This is a genomic window from Bacillus sp. Y3, assembly GCF_008123875.1.
Lineage (GTDB): Bacteria > Bacillota > Bacilli > Bacillales > Bacillaceae > Bacillus > Bacillus altitudinis.
Genome location: NZ_VSSC01000007.1, coordinates 167,687 through 180,552, shown reverse-complemented (window position 1 = coordinate 180,552; position 12,866 = coordinate 167,687). Strand labels below are relative to the sequence as shown.

Sequence of the window (12,866 nt, the reverse complement as noted above, 5' to 3'; positions counted from 1 at the left end):
ATATTGTCCTATTTAGAGATAAAATGTAAGGGACCCTCGGCTTTTTCCTTGATTGAGCGTTTTGATGATCAAGAGGAGGTGAAAATAGGGGGAAATTGAATCATAAGATAGGCTGGATTCACTGATAGGATGAAAGATCACTTTTTTATTAGAAATATATATACTATTTCGAAAAAATATTTGGTAAAATATACAGGTATATCTTAAATTTGTTATATATTGTTTGAGGAGCTGTCGTGTTGAAGGGATCTAGGGTTGAGTTTATTGATAGTTTACGTGGTTTTAGTTTATTAGGTATTTTGATAGTGAATATGCTTAATTTTCAATATGATTATGATTTTGAGAAGATGTTTGATCCGAGCATATGGGGACAGGAGTTTGGGGTATATGTGACGGAGATCTTGTTCCAGGGGTCATTTTATCCGATTTTCTCCTTTTTGTTTGGGTATTCTTTTATCAAACTGATTGAATCTACAAAGGCCAAGGGGCTGAATACGAATGCCATCGTCGTTCGCCGCGGCTTTAGTCTTATTGTGCTTGGGATGCTGCATTACATATTCATTTGGAATGGTGATATTCTCTTATATTATGGAGCATGTACGTTTTTCTTGATGATGTTTTTGAGCAGCCGGATCAAAACAATGCTGATTTGGTCAGGTGTGTTAGGTGCTTTGTCATTAGTGGTTTTACCATATCTGATGACCTTTGTTTATGGAAATGATGATTTGTTAACGGATGTGTATGCGAAGGGTGCATACGGTGATATTTTATTGAGCCGGGTGACGATTGAAGACGATATGATGATTGTGACCATTATTATGGCGATCGTGACCATTACGTTGATGCCGATCTTAGGTTTTCTATTCGGTACGATCATGGTGGGGCCATTTGCACTGCTTGGCATGGCCATTGGGAAAAAAGGTCATCTGACAGAAGAAGATCGAGGAATGGCGTATCGTAAAGGCTGGGTCTGGATGATTTTGATCGGGCTCGCTTTAAAATGTGCGACGTTTATTGATGCCCCTTGGAGTGAAATGGTGATGACGTTAGGAGCCTATGTCCTGACGATCGGTTATATTCAAGCTTTTATTGTCTTTTACTATTCAAAGGTTGCACAAGGATTGAAACGTCTGCTTGCAGGACTGGGCCGATTGTCTTTATCAAACTATTTGGCTCAATCTATTATTTGTACAACGATTTTCTATTCTTACGGACTTGGTTTATTTGGACAAATGGGCTCAATGTTTGGATTGCTGCTTGCTGTCGGACTTTACACAGCACAGCTCTTCATCAGCTATCTCTATTTGAAAAAATGGAGAAGAGGGCCTGTAGAATGGCTTATGGGAAAATGGGTATATTGGAGATAAATTGATTTGTTGAGGAACCGCATGGCTGAAGAGCTGTGCGGTTTTTTAGTTGGATCGCATTCAAAAAAGTTCATAAAAGGAGTTGAATATTTTTTCAGTGTGTATATAATGTATATATAGTGTATATACAATATTTCATTGCGAATACCAGTACAGAAAAAAGAGGTTTTTATATGCAAATTACGATTTCTAACCATTCTAAGGAGCCTATCTATGAGCAAATTACGACGCAAATCAAATCGTTGATCTTAACGGGTGAGCTGGCAGAAGGTGCAGCCCTGCCGTCTATCCGAAAGCTGGCGAAGGATTTACAAATCAGCGTCATCACAACAAAACGTGCATATGAAGAGTTAGAGAAGGCAGGATTTATTTATTCGATTGTCGGTAAGGGATCATTTGTTGCCGAGCAAAACCTAGAGGTCATGAGAGAGAAAAAATTGAAGGTGATTGAGGAACAGCTTGGAGCGGTTGTTACAAACGGCAAGGAATTAGGCTTATCTTTTGATGAATTGCAGCAGTTATTAAAGTTCTTGTATGAGGAGTGAGATGAGTGGAGCACGTGATTGAATTCAAAGGAGTATCAAAACGGTTCAAAGACTTTTCTGTGCAGAATCTTGATTTACAGGTCAAAAAGGGCTTTGTTACTGGGTTTATTGGAGAAAATGGAGCCGGTAAGTCGACCACGATTAAAATGATCATGAATTTGTTAAAACCAGATTCTGGTGAGATTAAAATTTTTGGATTAGATTATCGCACGCATGAAAAAGAGATTAAGGAACGAATTGGCTTTGTTTACGATGCTAACGTTTTTTTCCCAGGATTGAATTTAAAAGACATCAAACGTATTGTGGCACCTGCCTATAAACGCTGGGATGATAGGCTATTTTATCAATATATTGAACAGTTTGGCTTGCCGCTTCATAAAGCGATTAAAACATTTTCAAAAGGGATGCAGATGAAGGCATCGCTTGCGATTGCGCTGTCGCATCATGCAGAGCTGATTATCATGGATGAACCAACTGCTGGTTTAGATCCGGTATTTAGAAGAGAGCTGCTAAGTACGTTACAAGAATTGATGATTGATGGGAATCGGACGATCTTTTTCTCGACACATATGACAACAGATTTAGACCGGATTGCGGATTATATTGCGTTTATACAAAATGGAAGATTGGTCTTTCAACAGTCGATTCATGAGGTGGCGGAGAATTATGCGCTGGTGAAGGGGAGCCTGGATTTGCTGGATCGAGACACAGAAAAGGCGTTTATCCATATTCAGCGTACGGCAGCCGGATTTGAAGCATTAACAGATCGGATTGATGAGGTGAAACTTATTTTTGGGGATGCTGTTGTGATTGAACCGGCGTCGCTTGAGGATATCATGTTTTATTTGAAAGGCGGGGTTGCGCATGTTTCATTTAATTAAGCGTGATGTGATTTTGCAAAAGAAGCAGTTACTTATTTTTATTCCGTTTATCTTATTTTTTATTTTCATGGATGTCCATCCAGTATTAACGTTTCTAGTCGCTAGTGTCTTCATTCCATTTAACACATATGCTTATGATGAGAAGGCAGAAACGAATATTCTATTAAATTCCTTGCCCTATACACGTAAAGAAATTATCGCATCACGTTATCTTGGCGCCATTTTCTATATGAGTATTGCGATCGTGCTGACAAGTGCTGCATTATTTGTGTTTGGGAAGCTGTTTTCGCTGTCAGATATTGCGATTGGCAGTGGGTTGTTTTTATTGTTCGCAGCATGTACGTTTCCATTGTTTTATATCTTAAAGCCTGGTTATATCACAACGGCAGTGATCATTGGCTTTATCGTATTATCTGCTATGGGACCGCCTGTTGTTCTCTATTTAGCAGAGCAATTCAGTGGGATCACTGATTTTATCATGAATTTATCGATCCCTATTGTATATACGGGGTCAACTGTACTGATTATGCTCATCTACTTGCTATCTTGGGGACTTTCTACTGCGATTTACCAGAGGAAAGTGTTTTAAATCAGATGATCACATCATTTATAGAGAATCATTCATTTTGAGGTAGGTCTTTCAAAATGGATGATTCTTTTTTGTATCCGGTGAAATTGACATCCAGCAGAAAACAGGTTATTGTTATTTAACATAATGTTAATTATTTTTAACATTATGTTAAATAAAACATCCTTTAAGAAAGGAATCTGAAATGGAAATTAAAAATAGAATGAAAGTATTACGGGCAGAAAAAGACTGGACACAAAAGGATTTGGCAGAGAAGTTAGGTGTGACTCGTCAAACTGTGGCAGCGATTGAAAATGGTAAATATTCTTTGTCTTTAAAACTAGCATTTCAAATTGCGAGAACATTTGAAGTTGATTTATATGACGTTTTTCAAGAGGTCGACAAGGAGGAACAACAGCGATGATGACAACAATCATACTTTATTCTCTGATTATCCTTTCTATCTTAAGTACGGTCTTTCAATTTAAGAAAAGCCGTGAATATAAACAGGATGAACGAGGTCAATTTATTTTAGCGAAAGCCGGAAGTTTTTCAATTGTAGGTGTGGCATTAGCCTATATATTGGTTGCTGTCATTCAAGCTTTTGTTCATGAATTATCATCTCCAACGGAATGGTTTTATATAGCGATTACGTTTATGTATGTATCAAGTGTTTGCGCAAATACAATTGGCATTATCTATTGTGAAAGAAAATACTAATCTTTCATCTGCGGATGCAAGCTAGGGTACTTCATCATGAAGGGAAGAAAAAATATTGAAAAAATTACTGAAAATAATGCTGATTGCTCTATGTACCATTCTGACTTTCTTGGTTGTATTTGTAGCCAGTGTTTATGTTGTGAATCTAATTAGTAATGAAAGAGAACAGGGGAAAATAGAATATTATGGGCAAAAGGTCTTGGTAGATGGGAAGCAGATGAATGTGCTCATTCAAGGCGATGGGAAAGAAACGATTGTCCTTCTCCCAGGCTATGGAACTGCTTCACCAGTGCTGGATTTTGAACCGTTAGTCAAGGAGTTATCGCCAGATTATAGAGTCGTTGTGATTGAACCGTTTGGTTATGGTTTAAGTGACGACACAGATAAAGTAAGGACAAGTCAAAACATTGTGGATGAGATTCATGAATGTTTGCAAAAACTCAACATTAAAAAATATACGCTGATGGGTCATTCGATTGCTGGCATTTATGGATTAGAATATGTGAATCAATATGAAAAAGAAGTCCAAGCCTTTGTTGGAATTGATACGAGTGTTCCTAAACAGGAAACGGATGAATTGCCAGTCTCCAGCTTACAGCTGCTTCATCAATCCGGCTTTTACAGATTGATAGTGAAAATGAATCCAGATCAACTGGTGATGCCTAAAGTAGATGATCAAACGAAAGCTCAGATTAAAATGCTGACTTTCCGAAATTTCTTGGATGAAAGCCAAGCGAGTGAGGCAGAAAACTTTAGAAACAATTTTAAAAACGCTCAACGCCTACATTTCCCTAAGAAGCTCCCTGTTGCTTTCTATCTAGCGGATCAAACGGAGGAAGAAACACCAAACTGGAAACCAATGCATGAAGAGCTGCTGAAACATGTAGACCACGGAAAAGTCGTTACTTTCAAAGGCGGCCATTATTTGCATCATACGAAATCAAAAGAAATCGCAGATGATGTGAGGGAGTTTCTATCGAACAACGAGCGCTCACGTTAGCGGTTTTCCTCCTCAGCTGGACAGATGAAACATCGCAATTTTGATCAAAACGAGTGAACTGATTTGTTTTATGATCAAGAAGAGGTGAGGGAGATGATGTATAGTCGGGTGACGCAAGAGGTGATTTCTTATTTGGAGTCGCATTTGATGGATGAGCTGTCGCTGAGACAGGTGCCTGAGAAAGTAGGATATTCACATTTTCATTTGCTGCGTGTGTTTAAACGAGAAACCGGGCTGTCGATGGGGGAATATGTGCGGAAACGAAGATTAGCTACGGCTGCACAGCTTCTTTTGTATACGGATCAGGGGATTTTAGACATCGCTTTTTCGTTACAATTCCAATCGCAGGAAGCCTTTACGCGTGCTTTTAAGCATCTGTATTCCTTACCTCCCGGAATGTACAGGTCCATGATGAGAGACATGCGAATGAAAAAGGAGGAAGATTCGATGACATTACATGAAGCAGTACCTGGCTGGGGTTTGAGTGGTTCACATCCGCATATGTATGAGATGGGTGTTGATACAGCAGAATTTCATACTGGAAAGCAATCAGGTGTTTTATCATCTAAAGAAGGCGTACAAGAAGGACAGTTTGCGACGATGATGCAAGGGTTTCAAGCAAAAGAGTATGTAGGCAAGCGATTGAAGCTCTCTGCTTTCTTGAAAACAGAGAATGTATCTTCAGCAGGAATTTGGATGCGGGTAGATGACGGAAAGGGTGATACGGTGCAGTTTGATAATATGCAGAATCGACCTGTGACAGATTCTACGGAATGGAATCAATATGCGATCGTATTAGATGTTCCTACGCGCAGTGAATCCATTCATTTTGGAGTGCTACTCAGCGGACATGGAACAGTCTGGGCTGACGGTTTTCGATTTGAGGAAGTGGATGAGAAAACACCTACGACGAATATGGAGGAGGCCTCGGCTTTGCCAGATGTGCCGATGAATTTGCATTTTGAGCTTGAGAAGACCGTGTGAGCGGTCTCAGCTCGTAGAGAAACAAAGATTCTCTACGAGTTTTTTTTGATATGATCTACCTTATGGAACTGATTGAAATTAACTAATCCGTGTTACAACTTTTTTAGGTATTATAAAAGGCTACTGTGAGCTGGACCTAGTAGTAAATACTAGAATTATAGTGTGTAGACAATCTTTTTGATGAAATGATTTCGGGGTCTTTAGGTTTATTTTTTACAATGTCTCCTATTTCAAGAACAGTCTTTATTCTTATTTCCATTTTAATTGATAGATCTAGTGTAATAGTATTAATTTACTAATTATAATATAATTTGTATTTAATGTTGAAATTATACAATTTAAATGACAAGATATAAATAAGGGGGAGAAAATAATCAAAGAAAAGGGGAATACTTATGAGCTTAACAACACGTAAAAAATTATTTGGATTAGGTTTTATGTCATTAATCGCAACGGTCGCTGTAACTTCTGTTGCTTTTATGAGTATTAATCAGAACTTTTTAGTAGCCAAGCTTGGCATTGAACTAAGTACAGCTGAAAAAATTGCAGACCTTATTATGGCAGGCGGAACAATTGCATCTATTATTGGCATTGTTGGCGCAGCCACAGGTGTAGGACTTGCTCTAGCTGGAGCAATCGGTGCTTTAAAAGCAATAGCAAAGGCACAGGGAAGAAAAGCAGTTATTAACTACTAAGCTTTGTCTTCTCCCCCAATACACTATATTAGGTGATATATATGAGATTAGCTTTACTATTTGAAAAAATGTATCTTAGGAAGAAAATAGATGAAGCATCATTACCACAATGGTTAGGTCATGCTACATATTTATTTCTATCTTTAAGATTTTTCATCATTTATCCTGCAATAGGCATAGGTTTATTTTTTGTTTTAAAAGCTCGTATATTAGACATGACCCTTATAAGTACGTTATGTTGCATCTTAGCAATTATAGATGCGAGAGATTTCCCTATAAAGAATTATTTGATTTACACGTTACATCAAAATGTAATTGTGGATAGAACAGAATCATTTAGAAAAATTTATCGGCATATTTATTTTTATTTTTTCGGTAAAACTGTCTTTAAATTCTCCTTGATTTTTTTTGTGCCTATGTTTATGGTTGAGAATCAATTAAACATCATTTATTTTGTGTTATTAGTGATAATCATCATTATAACAGTGATGAACTTTTCTTCTTATCATTTTTATAGAAGCTACTTTCAAAAAGGTATTGGCCAAAATATACGGTTAGTCAAGCTCATTTTAGTATGTTTTACTGCGTATATCGTACTGTTAGCCATTTTCCATTATTTCGAATCGGAGATTATACAAGTCTATAATCATTTTCAATTTGATCTATTCAACATCTTGACTGAACTATTAATTACCTGTTTAGTTCTATTTATTTTGTCTATGGTGTTTCACCATCATAAGGTGTTTCGAAAAATTGGTAAAGAAGAATTAAATGCAAAGGAAACTGTTGTTCAGCATAAGGTGGGGTTTAAAAAGAGAGTATTCTTTAACAAAGATATCTTACTTATAAAAAGAACTTACTACAATAAACTCAGGTTTTTGAAATATTTATATGTCCTACAAGTATGTGCCTTAGCGATAGTTCCGGTATTGGTTAGTTTATTATTAAAAGGGAATGATTCCTATATTCTGTTATCCATCATATTTATCGCTGTGGCTTTCTCAAATTTTATAACAGATTATTTAAAAAAGGTGATTAGCCCTGATATTGAATTTTTTGCATTGCCACCAAATACTGCATGGAATATTTCTTTAAATGAAATCTTGGTTCAGAAAGTATATATCTATTTGATTTTATCTGGAATTCCAGTAATCTTTAGTGTCATAACTATGGTCATCTTACATATTCCTTATTCATTCATTACTGGCGTTGCTCTTTTAATTGTTTTTGTATTTATCAACATGGGGCTAGCTGCTACGATTGGTGCCATACTCTTTCCGAAAATAAATCCAGAAAGTGATTATGAAATAGGAAACTCAAGTAAGGCAGTCGTATTTGAAAATGTTTATTTGTACATAATCTCTATTTTGCTTTCCTTTATATTCATCATGGAAATTTTTAGTCTGGAGATGCCATTTCAATTAGGAAAGTACATAGTGACGTTAATCGTGATCCAAATTTCAATTCTCGTCGTCGCGATCTTGTATTTGAGAAATACCAAGGTGAAGGATGTAATGAAAAATGCAAATTAAGAAAGCATCTTTTAGTTATGGAAACAGTTTGATCTTTGAAAAGATCAATTTAGAGTTAATACCAGGCGAAATTGTTGCTGTAGTTGGTTCTAATGGCTCGGGTAAATCGACATTATTAAAATGTTTAGCTGGTATTTATGAGTTACATAGTGGTGATATCGTGAAAGAGGCCGAGGAAAATGTAGTGTTTGTGCCTGACGTACCTAGATCATATGAATATTTAACAGGATATGAATACCTTGTATTTATACAATCTGTTTCTAAGAAAAAAGATGTTGCAAAGATTCATAGTATTTTAAAGGACTATACTCTATATCCGAATAAGGATAAATTGATCAAACATTATTCTCACGGAATGAAACAAAAATTGGCGCTTTGTGCCGCACTCATCAATGAAGATATTCATTATTTATTATTAGATGAACCACTTACAGGTATTGATGAGAAAAGTCAAAAAGTGATCATTGAAAAATTTAAAGAACTTGCGAGCAAACAATGTTCGATTATATTCTCAACACATCAAATTGAAACATTAAGAGGGATATGTGATAAGGTTTTTTATTTAGAGGAGCAGTATGAAGAAATTGTTCATAAATAAAATTAAAGTTAGACTTTCAGCAGTCTCTACTCTATCATTTATACTCCTTCATGTAGTATTCGGTGTTATTGGTTTTATAATAACTAAAAAAGCACCCTCGGATGTCATGTATGTAGAGGATAGTGTGTTCCTTTATTTTACTAACAATTTTTTATACTGTATGGTTCTTGTCGTTGGTGTCGTTACAGCAGGCCTGCTCACCACCTTTCTCATCGCTTCAAATGCATATCTGCTTGGAGTGACAATGAAGGGAGCTCTATTGTTAGGGCATGATATAGGATACGTTCTTTATCATATTTTGCATGGAGTGATTGAACTTCCTGCAATTTATTTTTTCTTTAAAATCGGTATTTATCCAGTCAGTTTGTTTTTGAAATATTTCGTTTTTGATCACAGATTTGATTTTTGGAGAGATATTTATACAGTCATCCGATACTTTATTTATGGGACAGCTTTATTGTTATTAGCTGCAGTGGTTGAATTCTTATTATAGTGAACTTCTTTTGTTTATAGGGAGATGGACATGTTAAAAAAAGAAAAGCTTAATTTACTATTCATTTGGAGCGTCATTATATTCATTCATTTCATTGTATCGCTTTACATTACAGATGCTATTTCTGCCCCCTTATTAAAAAAATCATCTATCAATGTAGGGGAAAATACGGTGATTTTAATGACAATTATACTATTAATTTTAGCGTCATTAATAGATGTTGTGATTGTTTCTTTACTCATTCATATTAGCTCTGTCATGATGAACATTAGAGTAAATATGATGAAAAGCTTTTTCATTGCTAGTTTATTTAATCTCATTTTAAATGTAAACCAAGTGTTAGACACTATTGTGTTATCAAACGCAAATAATTTGACAGCAGAAAATTTCTCAACGAATATCTTCTTCAATCCGTTCTTTTATCTAGGTTTAGTTGTTGTTAGTCTGTGGTTAAGATATGTTGAGAAGAAACCAAATGTACAAATAATTGTGATTGCGGCTGTTATTTGTATATATAAATCTTTAACTGTATTTATTTAAATATACAAAAAAGGAGATTTAGTATATGTCGAATTCATCAAAAAAAAATAATAATTTAATCTTTTATATAGGTGTTGGAATGGTTATTCTACTTATAGCCTTTTTGAAGTTTAGTCATATTTCCGGTACGATGGAGGTCGTGTTGATATTAATCGGCTTAGTCTCCTTATTTACAATAAAGATTCTTACTAGAGAAAAAAAAGATAAAAAGCAGTAGAGTCTTTATTAAGCGTACGGTGTTTTAGAAATATTATGAGAATATAATTGAAGGGCATAGTCATTTGATTATGTCTTTTTGATTATCGTTGTTCGGTCTTTATTTAGTAGAAGAAGGTCGTGTTTTAAAAATATGTTTAGTTATAAAAGGTTCCTAACTTTTTATATGCAAATAACAAAATTTAAGGAATTTAAATATCTGAATATTATAATAACAGTGTTTTCCTCAAAAAAACAATTGTTTTTTAAGGGTAGATTTATTATGATAATATACATCGAAAGATTGAAGATTTTGAATCAGAATGAAAATTCTGATTTTTTATTTTTTATGTTGTTTGTTGATGAGGGGGAATAGAAGTGGCTCAAAAGGAATTAAAGAGAGGGTTAAGTGCTCGTCATATTCAAATGATTGCGCTTGGCGGCACAATTGGTGTTGGCTTATTCATGGGATCAGCTAAAGCCATTCAATGGACAGGTCCATCGGTTCTTCTCGCGTACGCAGTGTGTGGTATTTTTATCTTTTTTATTATGCGTGCGATGGGAGAAATGTTGTATCTTGAACCGAGTACGGGATCGTTTGCTACATTTGGGCATCAATATATTCATCCGCTTGCGGGGTATATGACAGCTTGGAGTAACTGGTTCCAGTGGGTCATTGTTGGGATGTCTGAGATTATCGCCGTAGGTGCTTATATGAAATATTGGTTCCCTGATTTACCAGCGTGGATTCCGGGATTAATCGCCATGATCATTTTAGGTGCGGCCAACTTGATTTCGGTTAAGTCATTCGGTGAGTTTGAATTCTGGTTTGCGATGATCAAGATTGTGACGATTATTTTAATGATCATTGCAGGTTTAGGCATTATTTTCTTTGGGTTTGGCAATGGTGGAACAGCGATTGGTTTGTCTAACCTTTGGGCGCACGGCGGATTCTTTACAGGTGGATTTAGCGGTTTCTTGTTTGCATTGTCCCTAGTGATTGCTGCCTATCAAGGGGTAGAGCTCATTGGGATTACTGCAGGTGAGGCGCAAAATCCGCAAAAGACGCTGACAAATGCCATCAAAAGCATCATCTGGCGTATTTTGATTTTCTATATCGGTGCGATCTTTGTCATCGTAACGGTGTATCCGTGGGATCAGCTGAATACGCTAGGCAGTCCATTTGTGGCGACGTTTGCGAAAATTGGAATTACGGCAGCAGCAGGTATTATTAACTTTGTTGTCATTACAGCAGCGATGTCCGGCTGTAATAGTGGAATCTTCAGTGCAGGACGTATGCTTTATACATTAGGTGTGAATGGACAGGCACCTGCTTTCTTTACAAAAATTTCGAAGAATGGTGTACCGTATTTTGGGACATTTGCTGTGCTGATTGGTTTAGCGGTTGGGGTGGTCTTAAATTACGTTTCTCCGCCAAACATTTTCGTTTATGTGTATAGTGCGAGTGTCCTTCCTGGTATGGTGCCTTGGTTTGTCATTTTGATTAGTCATATTGGCTTCAGAAAAGCGAAGGGGGCAGCGCTTGATCAGCATCCATTCAAGATGCCGCTAGCACCAGTTTCTAATTATCTTACGATTGGCTTTTTATTGATGGTTCTTGTGTTTATGCTCATTAATCAGGATACGCGTATTTCTCTTATTGTGGGGATTGTTTTCTTGATTGTTGTAGCGCTTAGCTTCTTCATCTTTGGAATTGGTAAACGAAAACCGATTGAAACAGCTTCTTCTGATCAAACGGTGGAATAATCAAAAGCCTTGCGGAGTGGACCCGCAAGGCTTTTGTCGTTTACAGAGAAGCTTTGACACGCTGAAAGACATCTGGAAAGTTGGTGAAAAGACCGGTGACGCCGTATTGCAGAAGACGTGTCATGTCTGCTTCGCTGTTTACTGTATATGGGTGAAGGAGGAGTCCGTGGCTTCTGACCTGCTGTACATTTTCAAGTGTCAAAGCTCTAAAATTCGGTCCGACCCCCACTGCATACGATTTGATGAAGTCGAGCTGATCATCTGTAATAGATGTCATTTGCGCCCTGTCTAAAAGCTGTACTTTTGGAAGCCGAGGGGCGAGTTTCTGCAATTTTAATAGACTTTCTTGGCTGAAAGATTGGATGATGACCTGCCCTTTTCTCGTATGTTTTCCAAGAAGATGATGTTTCTTTAAGACGGCCAATAGTTTTTCTTCCATTTGCGGATAGATGTCTGGTCTTTTGGTTTCAATATAATAATTTTCTCGTTTACCGAAGTAGCGTAATACCTCATCTAATGTGAGGACTTGCTGTCCAATAAAGTGGGCATTTTGTTTGTCGGGGTTGGCTTCGTTAAACCATGCACCGGCATCGAGCTGTTTGATTTCGGCGAGTGTGAGGTCTTTGACCCAGCCGGTTCCGTTTGTCGTCCGGTCAACCGTTTCATCGTGCATGACGATGAGGTGTCCATCCTTTGTCATTTGAAGGTCGAGTTCGAGGTAATCTGCATTCATCTTTGTGGCGAGCTTGTAGGAAGCTAGGGTATGCTCTGGGGCATACCCTGATGCTCCGCGGTGTGCAACGGTTAAAATGCGATCTGGAGATAAAAGATGTTCATGTGCCGACATGGTGGTCGGCACCCAACCAAAAGACAGTAAAGCAAAAGAGAGTAACACGAAAGCAAGTAATCTACTTTTCTTCATATTTTATCCTCCTTTTACGGTAACTGCCTCCATCATAAGAAATAGATGTAAAGGGCATG

General features: G+C 36.9%; 15 protein-coding genes. 14 read left to right on the top strand and 1 reads right to left on the bottom strand.

The genetic code is table 11. From position 1 onward, the window contains the following. The first annotated feature begins 239 nt into the window (after nt 1-239). From FXF70_RS16745 to FXF70_RS16680, 14 genes are all read left to right on the top strand, one after another. Nucleotides 240-1,367, top strand: coding sequence for a DUF418 domain-containing protein (locus FXF70_RS16745; RefSeq protein WP_148780789.1), 1,128 nt, complete (start codon nt 240-242; stop codon nt 1,365-1,367). 173 nt (nt 1,368-1,540) lie between these two features. Next, nucleotides 1,541-1,912, top strand: coding sequence for a GntR family transcriptional regulator (locus FXF70_RS16740; protein WP_017366490.1), 372 nt, complete (start codon nt 1,541-1,543; stop codon nt 1,910-1,912). Between the two features lie 5 nt (nt 1,913-1,917). Next, the gene (locus FXF70_RS16735) at nt 1,918-2,793 is read left to right on the top strand and encodes an ABC transporter ATP-binding protein (protein WP_144610351.1); all 876 of its coding nucleotides are present in this window, start codon (nt 1,918-1,920) and stop codon (nt 2,791-2,793) included. Then, a complete protein-coding gene (locus tag FXF70_RS16730; RefSeq protein ID WP_008343909.1) occupies nt 2,777-3,382 on the top strand; it encodes an ABC-2 transporter permease in 606 nt (201 codons plus the stop codon). The genes FXF70_RS16735 and FXF70_RS16730 overlap by 17 nt, the downstream gene beginning before the upstream one ends. Before the next feature lie 184 nt (nt 3,383-3,566). Further along, entirely contained in the window at nt 3,567-3,785 is a 219-nt protein-coding gene (locus tag FXF70_RS16725; protein WP_017358703.1) for a helix-turn-helix transcriptional regulator, read from the top strand. Next, complete coding sequence (locus FXF70_RS16720) at nt 3,782-4,081, top strand: hypothetical protein (RefSeq protein WP_017366494.1); 300 nt, start codon at nt 3,782-3,784, stop codon at nt 4,079-4,081. Before FXF70_RS16725 ends, FXF70_RS16720 begins: the two co-directional genes overlap by 4 nt. A gap of 55 nt (nt 4,082-4,136) precedes the next feature. Then, nucleotides 4,137-5,081, top strand: coding sequence for an alpha/beta fold hydrolase (locus FXF70_RS16715; protein ID WP_148780788.1), 945 nt, complete (start codon nt 4,137-4,139; stop codon nt 5,079-5,081). 93 nt (nt 5,082-5,174) lie between these two features. Further along, nucleotides 5,175-6,065 (top strand): helix-turn-helix domain-containing protein, encoded by an 891-nt coding sequence (locus FXF70_RS16710; RefSeq protein ID WP_148780787.1) that lies wholly within the window; start codon nt 5,175-5,177, stop codon nt 6,063-6,065. A gap of 395 nt (nt 6,066-6,460) precedes the next feature. Then, nucleotides 6,461-6,760 (top strand): circular bacteriocin, circularin A/uberolysin family, encoded by a 300-nt coding sequence (locus tag FXF70_RS16705; RefSeq protein WP_017366497.1) that lies wholly within the window; start codon nt 6,461-6,463, stop codon nt 6,758-6,760. A gap of 41 nt (nt 6,761-6,801) precedes the next feature. Continuing rightward, nucleotides 6,802-8,292: a hypothetical protein gene (locus tag FXF70_RS16700; protein ID WP_148780786.1), complete on the top strand. Its 1,491-nt coding sequence runs from the start codon at nt 6,802-6,804 to the stop codon at nt 8,290-8,292. Next, a complete protein-coding gene (locus FXF70_RS16695) occupies nt 8,282-8,890 on the top strand; it encodes an ATP-binding cassette domain-containing protein (RefSeq protein WP_051626190.1) in 609 nt (202 codons plus the stop codon). Before FXF70_RS16700 ends, FXF70_RS16695 begins: the two co-directional genes overlap by 11 nt. Further along, entirely contained in the window at nt 8,868-9,383 is a 516-nt protein-coding gene (locus tag FXF70_RS16690) for a stage II sporulation protein M (RefSeq protein WP_017366500.1), read from the top strand. Before FXF70_RS16695 ends, FXF70_RS16690 begins: the two co-directional genes overlap by 23 nt. Before the next feature lie 30 nt (nt 9,384-9,413). Then, nucleotides 9,414-9,923 (top strand): hypothetical protein, encoded by a 510-nt coding sequence (locus FXF70_RS16685; RefSeq protein ID WP_017366501.1) that lies wholly within the window; start codon nt 9,414-9,416, stop codon nt 9,921-9,923. Between the two features lie 573 nt (nt 9,924-10,496). After that, entirely contained in the window at nt 10,497-11,885 is a 1,389-nt protein-coding gene (locus FXF70_RS16680; protein WP_148780785.1) for an amino acid permease, read from the top strand. A 40-nt stretch (nt 11,886-11,925) separates the two neighbouring features. On the opposite strand, the gene FXF70_RS16675 is transcribed toward FXF70_RS16680, so the two are convergent. Beyond that, nucleotides 11,926-12,807, bottom strand: a complete 882-nt coding sequence (locus FXF70_RS16675) for a glycerophosphodiester phosphodiesterase (protein ID WP_148780784.1) — start codon at nt 12,805-12,807, stop codon at nt 11,926-11,928. Nucleotides 12,808-12,866 lie beyond the last annotated feature (59 nt).